Annotated in this window: 14 protein-coding genes and 1 pseudogene; 8 read left to right on the top strand and 7 right to left on the bottom strand. The window is 46.8% G+C overall.

All coding sequences use genetic code 11. The features are described from left to right. Positions 1-2: 2 nt before the first annotated feature. Positions 3-1,817 (bottom strand): thiamine pyrophosphate-dependent enzyme, encoded by a 1,815-nt coding sequence (locus HXW94_RS03435; RefSeq protein ID WP_178365499.1) that lies wholly within the window; start codon positions 1,815-1,817, stop codon positions 3-5. Between the two features lie 587 nt (positions 1,818-2,404). Here HXW94_RS03435 and HXW94_RS03430 point away from each other — a divergent pair. The 6 genes from HXW94_RS03430 to HXW94_RS03405 all read left to right on the top strand — a co-directional run bounded on the left by HXW94_RS03430 (position 2,405) and on the right by HXW94_RS03405 (position 7,792). After that, positions 2,405-3,052, top strand: coding sequence for a class I SAM-dependent DNA methyltransferase (locus HXW94_RS03430; protein WP_178365498.1), 648 nt, complete (start codon positions 2,405-2,407; stop codon positions 3,050-3,052). Between the two features lie 202 nt (positions 3,053-3,254). After that, a complete protein-coding gene (locus tag HXW94_RS03425; RefSeq protein WP_178365497.1) occupies positions 3,255-4,442 on the top strand; it encodes an ABC transporter substrate-binding protein in 1,188 nt (395 codons plus the stop codon). Positions 4,443-4,463: 21 nt separating this feature from the next. After that, positions 4,464-5,342 (top strand): branched-chain amino acid ABC transporter permease, encoded by an 879-nt coding sequence (locus HXW94_RS03420; protein WP_178365496.1) that lies wholly within the window; start codon positions 4,464-4,466, stop codon positions 5,340-5,342. Next, positions 5,342-6,337: a branched-chain amino acid ABC transporter permease gene (locus HXW94_RS03415; RefSeq protein ID WP_178365495.1), complete on the top strand. Its 996-nt coding sequence runs from the start codon at positions 5,342-5,344 to the stop codon at positions 6,335-6,337. The genes HXW94_RS03420 and HXW94_RS03415 overlap by 1 nt, the downstream gene beginning before the upstream one ends. A 2-nt stretch (positions 6,338-6,339) precedes the next feature. After that, the gene (locus HXW94_RS03410) at positions 6,340-7,086 is read left to right on the top strand and encodes an ABC transporter ATP-binding protein (protein WP_178365494.1); all 747 of its coding nucleotides are present in this window, start codon (positions 6,340-6,342) and stop codon (positions 7,084-7,086) included. Beyond that, positions 7,070-7,792: an ABC transporter ATP-binding protein gene (locus HXW94_RS03405; RefSeq protein ID WP_178365493.1), complete on the top strand. Its 723-nt coding sequence runs from the start codon at positions 7,070-7,072 to the stop codon at positions 7,790-7,792. Before HXW94_RS03410 ends, HXW94_RS03405 begins: the two co-directional genes overlap by 17 nt. Positions 7,793-7,816: 24 nt before the next feature. Here HXW94_RS03405 and HXW94_RS03400 read toward each other — a convergent pair whose 3' ends face one another. From HXW94_RS03400 to HXW94_RS03380, 5 genes are all read right to left on the bottom strand, one after another. Beyond that, positions 7,817-8,368 (bottom strand): hypothetical protein, encoded by a 552-nt coding sequence (locus HXW94_RS03400; protein WP_178365492.1) that lies wholly within the window; start codon positions 8,366-8,368, stop codon positions 7,817-7,819. Between the two features lie 197 nt (positions 8,369-8,565). Further along, entirely contained in the window at positions 8,566-9,243 is a 678-nt protein-coding gene (gene radC, locus HXW94_RS03395; RefSeq protein ID WP_178365491.1) for a RadC family protein, read from the bottom strand. A 3-nt stretch (positions 9,244-9,246) separates the two neighbouring features. Beyond that, complete coding sequence (locus HXW94_RS03390; RefSeq protein ID WP_178365490.1) at positions 9,247-12,162, bottom strand: DEAD/DEAH box helicase family protein; 2,916 nt, start codon at positions 12,160-12,162, stop codon at positions 9,247-9,249. A gap of 3 nt (positions 12,163-12,165) precedes the next feature. Beyond that, on the bottom strand, positions 12,166-13,494 hold the full coding sequence (locus tag HXW94_RS03385) for a restriction endonuclease subunit S (protein ID WP_178365489.1): 1,329 nt from the start codon (positions 13,492-13,494) through the stop codon (positions 12,166-12,168). A 5-nt stretch (positions 13,495-13,499) separates the two neighbouring features. Beyond that, on the bottom strand, positions 13,500-15,560 hold the full coding sequence (locus tag HXW94_RS03380) for a type I restriction-modification system subunit M (protein WP_178365488.1): 2,061 nt from the start codon (positions 15,558-15,560) through the stop codon (positions 13,500-13,502). 715 nt (positions 15,561-16,275) lie between these two features. Between HXW94_RS03380 and HXW94_RS19790 the strand changes: the two are divergent. Continuing rightward, positions 16,276-16,542: pseudogene (locus HXW94_RS19790) on the top strand (transposase); the annotation flags it as partial. Positions 16,543-16,698: 156 nt separating this feature from the next. Next, positions 16,699-17,448 carry an ATP-binding protein gene (locus HXW94_RS19785; protein WP_343054546.1) on the top strand — a complete coding sequence of 250 codons (750 nt, stop codon included), beginning with the start codon at positions 16,699-16,701 and terminating at the stop codon, positions 17,446-17,448. A gap of 65 nt (positions 17,449-17,513) precedes the next feature. Here the strand turns inward: HXW94_RS19785 and HXW94_RS03365 are convergent. Further along, a partial coding sequence (locus HXW94_RS03365; RefSeq protein ID WP_178365487.1) for an RNA-guided endonuclease InsQ/TnpB family protein occupies positions 17,514-18,316 on the bottom strand: 803 nt, incomplete at its 5' end.

The following is an 18,316-nucleotide window of genomic DNA, read 5'->3' as shown; positions in this document are numbered from 1 at the left end:
ATTTACTCCTGGTTTTCAAGAACAAGTGCGCCCTTGGGGCAGACAAATGAACATACGGCGCATCCGGTGCAAAGGCCGGGGTCAATGCGGACCTGTTCAGTCTCTTGATCCATGCTCAGGGCCGGGCATTCAAACCGGCTTACGCAATATCCGCAGCCGTCACACACATCCCTATTCACAACCACCTTTTTAAAGGATGCCTTGAGTTCGGCCCTGTCCATGTCAAGCAGACAAGGATGTTCGGCAATAACCACGGCGGGGCCGTTTTCTTGGCAATACGCTTTTGCCTCTTTGAGAATGTCGATAAATGCCGGCAGATCATATGGGTCTGCGGTTTTAATAAAGTTCACCCCGCAGCCTTTGACAATGTCCGGGATATTTACGGCAATGCAGGGATCGCCCGCGGCGTCCCGGCCCGATGCCGGTGTTGGCTGGTGCCCGGTCATGGCCGTGGTTCGGTTGTCCAGAATCACCAGGACATAAGGGATTTTTTTGGTGACGGTTTCGATCAATCCGGGAATACCGGAATGGAAAAAGGTAGAATCGCCAATGGTGGAAAAAACGGGCGGCTGCTTCTCGTTTTCAGTATAAGCGATGGTGAAGCCGGCAGCCTGGCTGATGCCTGCCCCCATGCAGGTAACCGTATCCACGGCACCGAGGTTGCAACCCAGTGTATAGCAGCCGATGTCGCTGGTGAAAATACCTTTGGGCGCGACTTTTTTAATGGCATAAAAGCTTGCCCGGTGGGGACAGCCTGCGCACAAAGTGGGCCGCCGCCCCGGCAGCATGGTGATTTGCGGGGCCTGATAATCCAAACCGGCAAAGGCGCAGATCCGTTCTTCCACGTTTTCGGGCAACAGTTCCCCCACCGGGGAGATAAAACCTGTGTTCTTACCCTTAACCCGTTTTTTGTCTGCCAGCTGCATCTCGACGACGCCCCAGGTTTCTTCCAGCACCAGAATGTCGTCGTAGGCGTCCATCTCATCGATAAAAGCCTTGTGAAGGGGGAAGGCCTGGACCACCTGGTACACAGGAATGTCCAGATTTTTTTCCTTGATAATATCCCTGGCATTGGCAGCCGCCACACCGGCGACAACAATGGCCTGCCCGGTACCTGCGGCCGTGCCGGATACCAGCCGGGGGCGGGTGGGTTCGTAGTCTGCGATTTTTGCAAGTTTGGCCTCCAGTTCTTTGTGAAGCTGGAGCCGGAATTTCGGTGTTGCCGCCCATCTGCCCGGATTTTTTTCAAAGGCTGCCTGGCGCAGCGTCATTTCAATCTTTTTTACATCCATGCTCTGGCGGGAGTGACACACCCGGGTGGTGGGTCGCAGCATCACCGGAATTTCAAAGGCTTCGGACAGTTCAAACGCAATACCGGCAAGCTCGGCGGCCTGGCCCGGGGAATCCGGGTCCAGCACCGGCAGTTTGGCCATAACCGCCATCAGGCGTGAATCCTGTTCGGTCTGGGATGAGTGAGGGCCGGGGTCATCGGCACTGATCACTATAAAGCCACCCTTCACGCCCAAGTATACGGAACTCATCAAGGGGTCGGCAGCCACGTTCAGTCCCACCTGTTTCATGGCCACCGCGGTTCTAAGCCCGGCCTGGGCGCCTGCGTAAGCGGTTTCAAATGCCACTTTTTCATTTACGGCCCACTGGGCGTGAATATTAAGATCCATCTCCTTTTTCAGGGAAACAACAGCGGACAAGATTTCCGAAGAAGGGGTGCCGGGGTAGGCGCAGGCCATCTGGCAGCCGTTTTTCAGCAACCCATAAGCCAATGCTTCGTTTCCCAGCATCAGTCGTTTTGTGTTCATTATTATATTTTACCTCAAATGATTTTATCTTGTGTTTCTGCGGACAGCAACATGCCAAATAATCAGATAAAAATCAATTTATTTGTTGGCATTGTTGGAAGTTAAACGCATTTGCACTGGGCCGGGAAAACTGCTGAATCTCGACTATCAAATTTTTAATGAGACATGCAAGACGATTGGATAGCACCATTTCTTGACCTAAATTATTTCCGACTCAATATATCGGCCCCGATGTAGTTTGTTTTTATTTGAAGCAATGTAAAAATCATATATCCGATCAATTAATCCATCATACTAGTATCTTGATTTCATATGAGCAACACGGCGGTCCTACGCTGAATCCACAATGGATACCGATAGTGGCAACCTAAAAAAGAATCTAACACAAATCAAATACATTGAACTCAATACATTTTCCCCTTGACTTTATGTGAAAGAGGCTATAGAGTATGTATCGTTAGCATTTAAGATTAAAAATTTAAAGTTACAATTACGTTGGTTTTATGGGGTTTTTAAACTCCAAATTTGATATAATGGCGGATGAAACAAATAACGCGATCCGCTAACCCGAAATTAAGGAGAAGGTTTTGGCACTACAGGAAACAAAATTAGGTGAAGATAAATGGTTTGCAGAGGGTAGCCAGGCAGCGGATGAAGTTGAAGAATATTACAACAAGTGGGGCAAAGACTACGAAGACTCAGTAAAAAACTGGGATTATGACGCACCGGAAAAAGCCACGGCACTGTTGAAAGAATACAAACAGGTTGACGGCACCGTATGCGATGCGGGCTGCGGCAGCGGACTGACCGGTGAAGCACTGAACGCCGGCGGATTTAAAAGCATCATCGGTTTTGATTTAAGCCCTGATTTTGCGGCCGTTGCCAAGGAAAAGGGCGTGTATGAAGATGTACACATTGTCAACATGAATGAAAAGCCCTTCCGTTATGAGGACAATCAGTTTGCCAATCTGATCTGCATCGGCACACTCACCTACATTGAAGATGTGCCTGAAGCGGTTCGCGAGTTTGCCCGGATTACCAAACCCGGCGGCATGGTGATTTTTACCCATCGTACGGATATGATTGATGATGAATTTACCGGAAAACTTGAAGCCATCAAAGCCGACAAGGTCCTGGAAGAGGTTCTCGTCTCAGACCCAAAACCGTATCTACCTGGAAACAAAGACTTTTCCGACAAAATTAAAATTGTTTACTACGCATACCGCGTATTGTAATCCTCCCGCCTGAATAAGGACCATGACCCTAAGACGTTCCCATAACGTCTTCAGTCCTGGAACCGGCAGTTGCGTTGCCGGTTCCAGGAGCGCCCGTGCGGCCGGCACAGCAGTGCTGCCGATACCGAACAAACAGATTTTGCCAAATTGTTTTACCAAAAGGTTTTCAAATAAATTCCAACCATGAAACCGGGAGGTGGAAATGAAAAGATTTATCACTATTTCATTAAGTATAATAACCGCTGTAATGATCCTTGCACCCTATCCGGTGTGTGCCAAAAAGCCGGTTAAAATCGGCGTACTGGTACCCCTCACCGGAATAGCCGCCCAGGGCGGACTGGAAATGAAGTACGGCATTGAAATGGCTGCCCGGGAAAAAGGAACGGTTCTTGGAAGTCCTATTAAGCTGCTGGTTGAAGATACCCAGGTGAAACCGCCCATTGCGGTTTCAAAGGCGGAAAAACTGGTGTACAGAGATGACTGCAAGGCATTGATCGGTGTGTTATCCAGTGGCGTGGGCCTTGCCCTTGCCAAAAACATTAACAAGCTGAATGTGCCTTTTTTAAGCACCCATGTCATGACCACTAAATTTTATGGTCTGCACCCCATGGTTTTCAGATCCGGACAGTTGGCCAATGACCAGACCGCCGTCGGCAATGTCAAGGGAATCCTGGCACGGCCCGACCTGAAAAACCGAACCTATTATGTGCTTGTCCATGATTATTCCTGGGGACATGATGCCGGGGAAAGATTTATCGCACTGGCCAAAAAGAACGGTATTAAAATTTATAATGAAAATTATGATAAAGCGCCCATCAAGACAAAGGACTGGTCATCTTATATCAGTAAGATCAAGGCGTCCGGCGCAGATGGCATATACATGGCATTTATCACCAACGTGATTCCGGTTTTTGCCAAACAAGCCGCTGATTTCGGCCTCCAGGACAAAGTAAAACTGGTTTCCGCGGCAGCCCCCGGCCCCCTGGAACTGGAAGCCGGCGGAACGGCCTGCCACGGTATTTTCGGTGTATCGGACTGGTCCTGGGATGTTAACAACCCGACCTCTGACGACTGGGAGATGCGGTTTTGGAACGAATATAAAACCATTCCTTCCGATGCGGCCGTTCACAGCTATGTGGGGGCTATGAACCTGTTTAACGCCATTGAGAAAGCCGGGAGTACGGATGCCAAGGCCATTGCGTCAGCGCTTAAGGGCATCAGTTACGACGGTCCCTACGGGACTGTGCGAATTTCGGCAAAAGACAACTGCATGCGCAATGATGCCGTTCTGACGGAAACCATGGCCGCATCGGACAATCCGTTTGGTGCCACGGTATATATGAAAGTGCTGCATACATTCCCGGCCGCCGAACTTGGCCCGCCTGAGTAGAAAGACTGGTGATCTTAAATTATGAGCGGAACACTGGGTATTATAGTTGATATTACATTGAACAGCCTTGTTCTTGGCGGCGTGTTTCTCATCGTCGCCATCGGTTTGAACATTATTTACGGGCTGAGCCGCATAATGAATATGGCCCACGGGGCCTTGTACGCCGTGGGCGCCTACATAGGGTTTTCACTTGTGGCATCGGGATTGAACTTTTTTGCCGCACTTTTGATTGCCCCCCTCATCGTGGGGGTGATCGGGCTGATCATCGAACGAACCATTATTGCCCCCATGCGAAAAAGATCCATGGCATATACCTTGATCCTGACCTATGGGCTGATGTTTTTTCTTGACGGCTCGATCAAGTACATCTGGGGCAACAAACCCCGTTTCATCGAACTGCCGGAATTCATGCAGGGCACCCTGCCCATACTCGGTACGGACTACCCGGTTTTCAGGCTGGTGACACTGTTGCTGATTATACTCATCATGGGCGCTTTAATGCTGTTTTTAAACAAGACAAAAATCGGGATTATTCTCAGGGCATCCAGCACAATCCCTGAAATGGTTTCTTGTCTAGGCGTGAACATGAGCTATGTACATATGGGGGCATTTGTTCTTGGATGCGTCATGGCGGGCCTTGCAGGAATTATTGCAGGCCCGTTGACCACCATTGATCCGCTGATGGGCGGGGAAATGCTGATCAGTTCTTTTGTAGTTATTGTTATCGGCGGCCTTGGAAGCCTTCGCGGCGCAGTCATTGCCGCCCTCCTGGTCGGCGGGGTCCAGACCTTGGCGGAATTTTTTATCACAGACCTGGCAATGGTCATCGTTTACATCCTCATGGCGGTTATCCTTGCCTTTATGCCCCGGGGTCTTCTTGGTGAGGGGAAGTTTGAATAATGAATCGTATGACAACCATACCCGGCATCAGATCAGGGTTTCACCCCATTCACATTGTTTTTATTATTATCCTGCTTTCCGGTCTGGTCGCGTTTCCTTTTGTCTCCGGCAACCGGTTTTACATCAGTCTGATCACTGAAATGATGATATACGGGCTGCTGGCCATGAGCCTGGACGTGCTTTTAGGCTATACCGGCCTGTTGTCGTTCATGCACAACGCCTATCTTGGCATCAGTGCCTATGTGGTGGGATTGTTTTTAATCCATGTATCCCCGGCATCCTTCTGGCTGGCCTGTTTGGCCGGCATTGCCTTTACCTGTGTTGTGGCCCTGCCCGTGGGCTGGGTCCAGGTCAGGACCGGGGGGCTGGCCTTTGCCTTGCTGACCCTGGCCTTCGGCATGATGTTTCATACCATTGTATGGAAATGGTATGACGTGACCGGCGGGGATGACGGATTAATGGGAATGCCCAATCCGGATATCAACCTGTTCGGCATCACCATCGGAAATTCCGGGGACCCGCTGGTGATTTACATGTTCACACTGGTCATTGTCACGCTGTGTTTTTTTATCACCCGGAGAATTATCAATTCACCTTTTGGGGCGGTTCTTGAGGCCATTCGCGAAAATGAGAGCCGGGCCGCCTTTATCGGTATCAATGTTAGAAAATACAAATTGCTGGGCTGGATGCTGGCCTGCTTGCTCGCCGGCATCGCAGGGGCCTTATTTATCCTGTATAAAGGCTATATCGGTCCGTCCACCATGAGCGCCTTTGCCGGGGCCGGTGTGCTTATGATGGTCCTTTTGGGCGGCATGGGGTCACTTTGGGGACCTCTGGCCGGTGCGGTCTTCTTTATTTATATCCAGGACTATATCAGTACGATGACAGAGCATTGGGAGATTTATCTCGGGCTTGTGGTCATCTTTCTTGTCCTGTTCCTGCCGACCGGATTTGCCGGTCTGACCGATCATATTAGACGATTGAGAAAGGAGTAACCATGAGAGGATTACTTTGTACACAGAATTTATGTTGTCAATTCGGCGGCGTAATGGCAACCAACGATGTGTGTTTCAGTGTTGACCACAATGGATTAACCTCGATTATCGGCCCCAACGGTGCCGGAAAGACCACGTTTATCAATATTGTAACCGGCAAAATCGGGGCCAGTTCAGGCAAAGTTTTGTTTAAAGAAAAAGACATTACCAACACCCCTACCCATGAACTGGTAAAGCAGGGGATTTGCAGGACCTTCCAGATCAACAGCCTGTTTGAGAACTTAAGTGTATTTGAAAACTTGAGAATTGCCAGACAGGCCAAAGTCGGGGGCTCTTTTCGCATATTTTCCTTGAAACAAAAATTAAAACCGGTCATTAAAGATACATGGGCCATGCTGGAACGGCTGGGGTTGGAGAAGATGGCTGACCTGCCGGCCAAAAACCTGGCCTATGGTGATCAGCGGGTTCTGGAGGTCGCCATTGCCATGGCCGGAGACCCCAAGATCCTGTTTCTGGATGAACCCACGGCCGGCATGTCACCTTCAGAGACCCATCAGATTGCGGAATTGATCAGAGATCTGGCCAATGATATCAGCGTTGTCCTGGTGGAGCACGATATGGATATGGTTATGCGGATTTCAGACCGGATCACGGTCCTCCAGGACGGCTGCATCATTTCAGAAGGTACGCCCCAGGAAATTCGCAACGATCAGGAAGTCAAAGAGGCATACCTTGGAAAAGCGGCATAAGATCCTTGAAATTGAGAACATGCAGACCTATTACGGCGACAGCCACGTTATCCAGGGGCTTTCCATGCATGTGTACGAACAGGAAGCCGTTTCAATTATCGGGCGTAACGGTGCCGGGAAAACCACAACCTTAAGATCCATTATGGGCCTGACCCCGCCCCGGTCAGGCAATATCTTTATTGACGGCCGGCAAACCACCCGCTGGCAGCCCCACAAAATTTCCCGGCTGGGGGTGGCCTATGTGCCTGCGGAACGTCACATTTTCCCGGGATTGAGTGTTGAGGAAAACCTGCGCCTGGCAGCTAGGCCGGGGAGCGGGGAAGATGCCTGGACATTTGAAAAAGTATGCGAGCATTTTCCGGTGCTGGCCGACAGATCCCATCAGGACGGTGCCACCCTGAGCGGCGGTCAGCAGCAGACGCTGGCCATTGGCAGGGCCCTGATCAGCAACCCCCGGATAATTATCATGGACGAGCCCTCACAGGGCCTGTCACCGATCCTGGTCCAGACCATTACGGATGTGGTTTTAAAATTTTGCGTCCAATCGGGGATCACCCTTTTGATTGTCGAACAAAATTACCAGATGGCGCTCAAGGTTGCCAGCCGCCACTATCTCATGGACACCCGGGGAGAAATTGTCAACAATATGACCACCCGACAGCTTGAGGATAATCCTGAAATCATTCAAGCCCATTTATCGGTTTGAACCCGGGTTCCCCCACAACAAAATTTAATCCTGTAAAAGACTCAGGGCATAATCAATCGCTTTTACATTATTTCCGGAAACTTCAGATTTCAACGATTCGAGTTTGCCCTTTGCATCAGACATATTGGCTTTAGCAATCACATTGGCTGATTGTTCAAGTATGCAAACCCAGCCAGTCGTGTTATCATCCGGGGTGCTAAATATTTGAATAAGCACTTCAAGTGCTTTTTCTTTGATCATTCCTTCGCCTTCATTCAAGATCCTTGATAACACCCTGATCAAAAAACAATTAGCTTCTTCGGCATTTCCACGCTTTCTCCATCCCCTGTCTTTAATAACACGAATAGTCTCGCTCGGTGACTTTATAAGAGGTTTAGCCAACGTTTCTTCATATTGTGGATTATTGTTTTTATAGAGAGTTTCTTCCGCCTTTTTAATCACCTCGATTATTTCTTCTGTTTTGTCAATTTTCTCTTCGGGAGTTTGCAAATTTTTTTCAATTGATTTTTCAGGGGAAACGGTCCTACCGGCTACCTTATTTTTTATTTTTTTTAACCAATGGTCGTTGTTTTTCATTTTAATCCTTGAGTCTGGATGGTTGAAGTTTTCATTGTCTCATTGAATTTTGATAAATAAAGTCAAATTTTGAAGGTGGAACCCAATGAAAGGGATGCACTGCAAAACCATGAAAGAAAGGGGCGTCCACTTGATGGAAATGGATTCATAAGCCAACTATAGGCCAAAACATAAAATCGGGCAACCCAGCTCACATATCATTTTAAACCGTCGACGACCGACCGTTCCTGAAAGCTGAAATACTCTTTCTGATTAAAAATCAAATGGTCCAAGACACGGATACCAAGTATTTTTCCCGCCTCCATGAGCTGCATGGTTATTTGAATGTCGTTGTTGCTTGGCGTCAGATCTCCGGATGGATGATTATGGGCAAAAATCACAGCAGAGGCTCTGTCCATAAGGGGATTCGCAAACACTTCCCTTGGATGGACCTGGGTTGAATTGACCAAGCCAATGGAAACCACCCGAATGTTCATGATTTCATTGGCCCCGTTTATTGAAGTACATAAAAAATACTCCTGTTTCCGGTCTGCATACTGACGGATATGGGGAAAAAGATCTTCTGGTGATTTAATCTTATACCCCTCCGGTTTGATCCGACGCCGGGAGAATTCAATGGCGGATAAAATGGTTGCGGCCTTGGCAGTGCCTACGCCTTTGAAAGAAGTTAAATCATCTGCGGTCAGGCAAAGCCCCTTTTTATCAATGACCGGTATCAATTTCTCGGCCAGGGCAAGGACATCCTGGTCCTTGGTTCCCTTGCCCAGAAGGATCGCCAGCAACTCTTTGTCTTTAAGGAATCCCGGACCTTTTGCAAGCAGTTTTTCCCTGGGCCTGTCCTCGGGGAGCAGATTATGGATGCGCTTTCTGCTCATATTTTATTCCGCGATAACGGCCTGGAGACCGCTTTCAATCACTGTAAACGTCATAATGTCAAAAATCGCCCCGTCATCAATATATTTGGGATCCCATAACGCCTCAAATCTGTTCTTTTTCTCATAGGCTTCCTTGATCCGGCGGTCGATGGTTTCCCTGTAGGTATCCTTGATATATACAACATCCTCCTTATGAATCCGGATGGTGTTAAGAATGGTTTCATCCTTCATCTTTTCCTCGGTTACTTCCCGTATGATCAAGGCTTCTTCGTTTGAAATTCTGAACTTTTCCGTAATGGCATCAATGGCATCCTGAACCGTTACCTTTTTGATTGGGACGCCGGGACCTTTTCCGCCCCCGGCCTTTAACTTTACAGGCCCGGAACTCTTGACGGTGCCCACATATGTTACATTGGCTTTTACCACCCGGGTTTTGCGCATCAATTTTATAAGGTCTGACTCAGATCCTTTTTTTATGAGCTGGGGACCTATCACCTCTGCAAATTCAGCAAATCGACGGACATCATCCGGGTATTGAAAAAATCCGGATAAAAAATAGTAGGATTTTACAAACCGGGCCAGGAGATAAACAAACGACTTGCGTTCATCCGGGTCGGGAATCCGCAACTCGAACACCCCCCGAAGCTCAGCTGCAAAAGACTGTATCAGGGCATCACTGCCCTGGGCCGACAACTCCGAAAAATGATCAGCATGGGCCTGGTCAAACACGCCTTTTGATATGATCTCATCATACTGCGCTGTACAATCCTTTGCATCCGGCTCTTCCGGCTCAAAAGGGGAACCTTTTCTATACTTTTTAAAGGCTTTTAAAATTTTTTTGGCATTATTGGTGAAATCCACAACCACCACTTTATCCTTGCCCCCATGGCACCGGTTCAATCTGGAAACCGTTTGAACCGCATTTCGATCCACCACCGCTTTATCCAGAAACATGCCTGCCAGAAGGGGCTGGTCAAACCCTTCCTGGAACTTATTGGCCACAACCATCAGACGATAGTTATCGCCCTCAAAACGGTCTTCAATAGCTTCGCCGGGATTTAAGCCATTAACGCCCGTTTCACTTAGCGCTTTATTTGTCTCTGGATGGACAAATGGGGAAAACGCAAACAACACCTTATACGGACTTTTGCGCTCCAAAAGTTTTTCCGTCAATATCTCAAAATACCTCAGACCTGCCGGCCGGGAGGTGGCCACGATCATTGCCTTTGCGTTTCCGCCAATAAGAGGCAGGATCTGATCATCAAATATTCTCAGCATGACCTCTGCCTTATACTGAATCAGGCCGTCATCCTGATAGGCTACATTTTTCAGGGCTTTGGCCACCACCCCTGCCGGGTAAACCTTTTCCTGGTCCTCTTTTGAGAGTACCGGGCAGTGCAGATTATATAAAGTACGGTAAGAAATGATATTGGAAGCCACATCCAGAATATACCCTTCCCGGATGGCTTCCTCTTCGGTATACTCGTCAAAAGGCGTGCCGAACAGGCTCAGGGTTGCTTTTGACGGGGTGGCGGTAAAGGCCACAAAAACCTGGTTCCGGTCATGGGCCCGTATAATACCGGCTATCTCTTCTTCCGGGTCCATCCCGTCTGATTCCACATCTTCGACCTCCGGTTCCCTGAACGACACCTTCACACCGGCAGCGGTTTTCCCCTCCTGGGACCGGTGGGCCTCATCAATGAGAAAGGCCACCTTCAGCTGACGCAAGGCCTGATCACCGGCCAGCTTCTCCAGAATATATTTAAACTTCTGCTGGGTGGATACGATAATTCTGGCCGTTCCGCTTCTGATAAGCCGGGCAAGTTGATCAGAATTTTTGGCAAAATCGACCACGTCCGCCAGGTGGACCAGCTTCTCCATATCTTCCCTGATATTTTTATCCAGGGCCTTTCGGTCCGTCAGGATGAAAATCCGGTCTATGATTTTTTCATTGCTTCCGGGTTTGTACAGGCTGTGAATCCGGTCTGCCAGCCAGCATATGGACAGGGTTTTCCCGGAGCCTGCGGAATGGTGAATCAAATATTTTTTTCCCAGTGTCCGGTTTTCGGCGTACCGGGTTTCAAGATCCCGGTACAGATTCTCCACCATCCTGGATTGATGAAACCTTGGAAAAATTGTGCCGGCAGGCAATGCCGGGCGGTCGTTCTCCGCCTCCCTGGCCGGCACATAAACCAGGTAAAAGGAGAGCGCCCTGATAATGGATCCTTTGGACAGGACATCCCGATAGAGAAATTCCACAGGATATTCCCCATCGGTCATGGCCTTGTTTTCCAGGCCGCTGTTGTGCCAGCGGAAATTCTCCGCCTTTGACGGATCCGTGGCAACCATTACATCGGATGTGTCTGCTGCAATATATAAAAAAGGAAGCCTGAAAATCCAATCCCCATGGTCCCGCTTGGCATATTGATCCACAGCATCATGCACTGTCTGATTTTTTTCATGTTTAAGTTCCAGAACAATGACCGGGAGCCCGTTCAAAAAGAGCACGATATCCGGACGCTTTCCCTTTTTTATGACCAGTTCCTCCCGGAAGCTGATCCGGTTTTCCCTGTAAAACCGTTCTGCCGCCCCCTGGCTGGATCTCGGCTCCGGAAAGTAAAGATTAAAGGTCAGTCCCCTGACCATAAGGCCCTGGCGGATCACCGTCCACAAAGGCCTGTGCGTCAGTTCCTTTTTCAGAGCCCTGAAGATTTCATCCCCGGCATCGGAGCCGTAATTTTCAGCAAGTTTGTTAAAGGTTTCCTTCTGGGTCGCCCGGATAAAAGATATCAGGTGATCTTCGACAAAATACCGGTCGGAATCGGTAATGTCCGAGGATTGAAGGGGGATATACCTGTGAACCTTTTCAAGAAAATCGGTGATATGATGCTGAAATTGTTTTTCCGGCCCGTCCGGCATGGGTTACAGCTCCTTTAGATCATCTTCGGTTACCCGTCTCTTACCGGTTACACATTCATGTATGATGGATTTGCGATACAATTCGAGGGTTTCTATCTGTTGGGTGATGTTTTTTTTCAGTTTTTCAATCTGAAAAATTTTTTGATCTAGATAATTTGCAATTTTTATTTGTTCCTTAATTTCAGGCAAATATATCTCTGTATAAGCGAGAAATTTTCTAGAAACCCTTTTTTGACCAGCGGCACCAGTCATATTTAACGCAGCATATGAACGATATTCAGCGTCGTAAGTATAATAATACAAAAACCTACCTTCGATTTTACACCTCGGACGCATCACATGAAACTCGGTGCTTCCAAATCCATATTGCGTCTCAATATTTCTTACATAAGCACCTTTCCCATTTTCCATACAAGGTGTAATCTTGGCAAAAATAATATCTCCATTCTCAAAATGAGTTAATCCTGTAGAAATCTCCTCAAACATTAACTTTTTCTGATTATCGACATCACCTTTAACAGATACAGCTTCCATAGGTACTATAGTGTATATTCCCCCATTAGAGGGTGCGTCTTCCGAAAAGCCTGGTGAGATATCTACCACATCCTTTATTCGAAATTTCTTCCAATTATTGGGGGTTTCGCTAAACCACTCTACGCAAGCAACTTTCATCTCAACGGATTCGTCCAATCCTTTGGTCACGGCTTTGTGGATGATAGATTTTTTTAAGTCTTCCAGAACATCGAACTGATTCTGCTTTATCGATATCGTATCCTCAATTTGGGAGAGGATCTTTTCTAAATATTTTGTTATGCGAATTTGATCAATTATAGGTGGGCAGACACATAAAAGCCTCTCAAGTTTTTCTGCTGTGAGGTGTGCAATAGTGATACGACTGACAATGGCATCTATGTAACCCGCATGCTTAAGCATATACAGCCAGTAATATAGGAATAGGGTGCTGTTATTCTCAGTTTTTGAACGGATACGATTAATCGCATTCTGGATATAGCAGGCTGATAGTTCTTCATCCCAAACAGAGGTCCTTCCGACATCACCTCCTTCACTGACAAGTAAATCTCCTTTTTTCAAGGCCAACTTTTCTTTCTCAAACGGAGAAAACCACATCCTTTTTATGGACGCCAGGTCAACTCCGCCCCATTTAATATTTGCAGATCTCAGGTAATATTCTTCTGTTTCTTCTTCTGATTTTTGCTGTGACTGAATCATCTTTCCGAGAGTAACAGAATAGTCTCTTTTTATGATCTTCCGTTTCCATCCTTCGGGCAACTGATTATCCAACATTTTTTCGATATGATCAGGTGTTCCCATCTATTTTATTCCACCAATCCCTTCAACAACCCCGCAGCCTCTTCTTCCAGATCCCAAAACTCCTTGAGCAACGCATCAGCAGGCTTAGGTGGCACATACTTATAAAAATACCGGTTGGGAAGGATCTCATAACCAAGCTGGGGGCTGTCCGCCCACCGGATCAGAGGTTTTTCAATCTCCCGTTTCAAAAATGCTTCAATATTCTCGCCGTAGGGGATGTATTCGGTGTCAGTCACGTAATGGCGATGGGTGTAGACCACCTCTTTTTTCAGCTCCCTGATAAATTTTTTAACGGCCCGGGTCTTTTCCCCGGCGGTTTTCATCCCTGTTGTCAGCCCTTTGATCTCAAGCTTAAAAGCCTCCTTGACCGCCTTTTCAAACACCTTGGCAAAGGTCTGGTCCGGCGTCAAGGTAAAGTCAATGTCCGCAATCCCTTTCATTGATGCCAGGGCAATGGAAAATTCCAGGTCTGAATCGTAAAATTCCTGCTCTTTCTTCATATTGGCCGGGGTCAGGGCCTTGGAAAAGGGCTCCGTGACATAGGCGGGTTCATCATTATCATCGGTCTGCCAGAAGACCACCGAGACTTTGTGATAAGCAAAATCTTTTGTTTTAAAAATCTTTACCTTTGGATTGTCATCCCCCTGTTCCCAGCCTTTTTGGTAAAAGGACTTTATATCAGCCATATTCTGAATGGTCAGGCGGTTGCGCTTATTGCCAAAGGATTTGGGCTCCTTTTCAAAACAGGACCTGCCGTCGATGAGCATGACCCTGTCTTTGTGGGACTCTGGTTTATTATTGGTCAACAGCCAGATATAGGTAAAAATCCCGGTATTATAAAAAAGCTGGTCCGGCAGCATCACAATGGCATCCAGCCAGTCGTTTTCAAGAATCCACCGCCGGATCTCGCTTTCACCTGAACCGCAGTCCCCATTGCTCAAGGGGGAGCCGTTAAAGATAATGGCCATGCGGCTTCCCCCTTTGTCGGCGGGTTTCATTTTTGCCAGCATGGTCTGGAGAAACAAAAAGGCCCCATCATTGGTCCGAGGCATCCCGGCCCTGTACCGGGTCGTGGATAATTTTCCAGCCTCATCTGCATATCCATCCTTGCCGCCCCAGGTCACGCCAAACGGGGGATTGGAAAGCATATAGTCAAATTTGTGCCCGGGTTTGGCAAGCTGATCCCCAGGTTCCGGGCTGTTGGGGCTGTCCGGTATCAGGGAGTTGCCGAAACAGATGGCGGCATCCTCTTCCTTGATGAGCATATCTGCCTTGCAGATGGCATAATTGCCCGGTGAGAGTTCATGGCCGTGGAGGGTGACAAACTGCCGGACATTGGATTGTTCCGATTCATTACCGGCCCTTTCGTAAAGATACTCTTTTGCAACCGTGAGCATACCGCCGGTGCCGCAGGCCGGATCATAAACAGAAATATGCTTTTCAGGGAGGGGGATTTCAAGAAGTTCGACCATGAGTCGGATGACCTCCCTGGGGGTAAAATGCTCCCCGGCCTCTTCACCGCTCTGCTCTGAAAACCGCCTGAGCAGCTCTTCATATACATATCCCATTTCAAGATTGGACAGCGCTTCCGGGCCAAGGGCCTCATTGGCATACTGGTTCAATATGGGGGAAAGACGGGAGTTTTTCACCATCCTGTCGATCACATCCCTGTAATGAAAATGATCAATGATCTCCTGAACATTTTCCGAGAAACCGTTGAGATATTCCTTGAAATGAGTTTTCCGCAAGGAGGGATCTTCTTCGCATATTTTTTCCAGGGTCCAGTCCGTGGTATTGAATAACGGGGCTTTTTTTGCACGACACTCCAGTTTCTTTACCATATCCAGGATCTCTTCCTCCCTGAGTTCAGGCCGTTTACCGGCAATTTCATCTGCCTGGTCCTGCCGCCACCGAAGCAAAACACATTCCAGACGGCGGATCACAATCATGGGAAGAATAACACTCTGGTACTCATATGCCTTGAACTTGCCCCGGAGCCGCTCGGCGGATTTCCAGATTTCATTGGCCAGGTTGTTGAGTTTGTCTTTGTTGACTATCTTTTGCATTTTCCTTTTTTTAACTCCGGTTTTACCTGCCAATTTTTCTAATGCATTCATATTTGCCAAATATGTCTTATCCTTAAGCTAAGGCACAACAGCGATAAAATGCAAAAACATTGCTTTTTCCATCTAAAAATTGTAAATTTTTTAAATACAATGCATTGCAGGTGATCAAAGATATTGCTTCCAATGTGGCGTATAAGAATAAAAAATGCCTATGCTGAAATTAGCAGGTGACAAAATTGTTGTTTCCTAACAAGGTTAAAGGCATTTTTTAGTTATGGAAATAATATTTTTTCCAATCATATATTTTATTTCTTTTATCATCAAATTCACAGTCTCGCAACAAAACACAAAAAGCCCAGATCATTTACAATAAATGGTCTTGATCATTGTTTGATCCAAACTGTAGAGAATTTAGGGGACATCTATGATAAGTTTTGTCAAGGGGAAAAATATAGATTTCCCTTCACTTTTTAAAGACATTCTCTAAAAGCGTTAAATGGCCCATTGCATTTACTCCCGATCTTTTTAATCTGTTTCATTTAAGTGCCAAAAGGATAAAGATCTTTTGACCAGACACGATACAAAAATATTGCCAATACAAGTATAATTTGAAATAAGTACCAGTATGGCAAGATTAGCAAGAGTAGTGGCTCCGGATTATCCACATCATATTACACAGCGGGGTAACCGCAGGCAGTAGACATTTTTTTCAGATGAAGATTATCAATCCTATATTGATCTGATGGCTGAATGGTGCAAACATTTCAATGTAGAAATCTGGAGTTATTGCCTGATGCCCAATCATACCCACCTGATTGCAGTTCCTGCAACATCGGAAGGACTTGCCTCCGCCATAGGCGAAGCCCATAGAAGATATGCAAGGATGATGAATTTCAGGGAAGGCTGGCGGGGGTATTTCCGGCAAGGACGGTTTGCTTCTTTTATCATGGACGAGCATCACCTGCTTGCCGCTGCCAGGTATATTGAACAAAACCCCGTTCGAGCAGGACTGGTAAAAAGGGCGAGAGAATATCAGTGGAGTTCCTGCAGGGCATATCTGAACCTTGTTAAAAACCCTCTTGTTAATGCAAAACCCTTGTTAGCATATGTGGATAAGTGGAATGATTTTGCAAATCGAATGTTTAACTTGCAATTTGCAAGAATTATATTTATTGTCGTGCCTATGATAAACGGTTTTCAAGACAGATCTATTGAACCGGTGTTAAGGGAACTGGCCCAAAACTACCCTGTTGTCACAGTAACCGGTCCCAGGCAGAGCGGGAAAATCACCTTATGCCGAAAGGTCTTTCCAGATAAATCCTATGTCAATCTTGAAGCACCGGATCTTCGTCAGTATGCCCTGGATGATCCCCGGGGGTTTCTTAATGCCTACCCGGACGGCGCAATACTGGATGAAATCCAGCGCACTCCTGATATGGTCTCCTATATCCAGACCTTTGTGGACGAAGATCCGGTGCCGGGTAAATATATCCTCACCGGAAGTCAGCAGTTCAATGTCCGGGACGCATTGAGCCAGTCCCTTGCGGGCCGGACCGGCATCCTGACCCTGCTGCCTTTTGACTGGAACGAAGTCCGCGCTTTTACAGATAGGGCTGATACGGACAACATGTTACTCAATGGATTCTATCCTAGGCTCTATCAGATGCGCCTGAAGCCTCATCAGGTGCTGGGAGATTATTTTGAAACTTATGTCCAGCGGGATGTCCGGCAGCTTATGCAGATCCGGCATCAAGGCCTGTTTGAAAAGTTTGTGCGTCTTTGTGCCGGCCGCATAGGCCAACTGCTTAATCTAAACAGTCTTGGAAATGAGACCGGTATATCCCATACAACAGCCAGGGAATGGATTTCCATTCTGGAGGCAAGCTAGGTTACAAAATTATATCAAATAGTAATTTAAAGAATTAAACTTACGACTCAAATAGAATTTTTTTATTAAAATGCAAGCACTTTAAATGGCTGAAACCCACAGCCTCTATTCCTTATCCTTATAAGTTCATTAAGGGATTCAGGAACTTCTTTTCGAATGATGTTTAATGCACCGTTCAGATCAGCGTTGATTATGCCCTTCGACCATTTGTACAAACCTCTTTTAATTCTCTTGCCTGTAAAAGATAGTTTGTTTTCCGGTGAATACGCAGGGATCGGATCTTTATCAAGACTACTGGCCTTTGAAGTATACGCTTCTTCTGTAAAGACCACTCGAATTCCGTAATCTTCACCTTTGTAAGCAATCATTTCTTTGAGTCTATCTAAAGGAACAGAAACAAAATTCTGGTTATTCTTTTTACCTATTTTGATCTTTTGTTTCCAGCCTTCGTTCTCTCCAATAATGATTGTTCCCGTTTGAGTCTCAACCGCATAATTAATAATCAAACGACTGGCTTTATGCATGTAATCATTCATTTTACATTCTCTTTTTAAAGAGAGCTTCCCGATTTTGTTTGAACTTCCCTTGTCCCCTATATTGGACATAAGTTCTGCTTTTGTTTTGTTAAAAAATTGATTAATGGACTTAAGTGGCCTGCCGTTTATCAGTATAGGATTTACATCTGACTGATTAGATACTAACGTAGCGAGATTATTAAGCCCTAAATCTATTCCGAATACATTTTCAAAATTGACTTCTTTTTTAATGGGTTCTCTTTCATAAACAACTTCAATCACGAAGTGTTTAAATTTCGGAACTATTCTAACCTGATTAAATTTTTCTACTGTTGTTTTGATTGGATCAATTC

The sequence above is a fragment of the Desulfobacter latus genome (assembly GCF_013389365.1).
Taxonomy (GTDB): Bacteria; Desulfobacterota; Desulfobacteria; order Desulfobacterales; family Desulfobacteraceae; genus Desulfobacter; species Desulfobacter latus.
This window is presented reverse-complemented; position numbering and strand designations above follow the sequence as displayed.

Excerpts from the sequence above, each read along its gene's own strand:
- HXW94_RS03435 (WP_178365499.1), bottom strand. The coding sequence starts at position 1,817 with ATGAACACAAAACGACTGATGCTGGGAAACGAAGCATTGGCTTATGGG.
- HXW94_RS03425 (WP_178365497.1), top strand. The coding sequence starts at position 3,255 with ATGAAAAGATTTATCACTATTTCATTAAGTATAATAACCGCTGTAATG.
- HXW94_RS03420 (WP_178365496.1), top strand. The coding sequence starts at position 4,464 with ATGAGCGGAACACTGGGTATTATAGTTGATATTACATTGAACAGCCTT.
- HXW94_RS03415 (WP_178365495.1), top strand. The coding sequence starts at position 5,342 with ATGAATCGTATGACAACCATACCCGGCATCAGATCAGGGTTTCACCCC.
- HXW94_RS03410 (WP_178365494.1), top strand. The coding sequence starts at position 6,340 with ATGAGAGGATTACTTTGTACACAGAATTTATGTTGTCAATTCGGCGGC.
- HXW94_RS03400 (WP_178365492.1), bottom strand. The coding sequence starts at position 8,368 with ATGAAAAACAACGACCATTGGTTAAAAAAAATAAAAAATAAGGTAGCC.
- radC (WP_178365491.1), bottom strand. The coding sequence starts at position 9,243 with ATGAGCAGAAAGCGCATCCATAATCTGCTCCCCGAGGACAGGCCCAGG.
- HXW94_RS03390 (WP_178365490.1), bottom strand. The coding sequence starts at position 12,162 with ATGCCGGACGGGCCGGAAAAACAATTTCAGCATCATATCACCGATTTT.
- HXW94_RS03385 (WP_178365489.1), bottom strand. The coding sequence starts at position 13,494 with ATGGGAACACCTGATCATATCGAAAAAATGTTGGATAATCAGTTGCCC.
- HXW94_RS03380 (WP_178365488.1), bottom strand. The coding sequence starts at position 15,560 with ATGCAAAAGATAGTCAACAAAGACAAACTCAACAACCTGGCCAATGAA.
- HXW94_RS19785 (WP_343054546.1), top strand. The coding sequence starts at position 16,699 with ATGTTTAACTTGCAATTTGCAAGAATTATATTTATTGTCGTGCCTATG.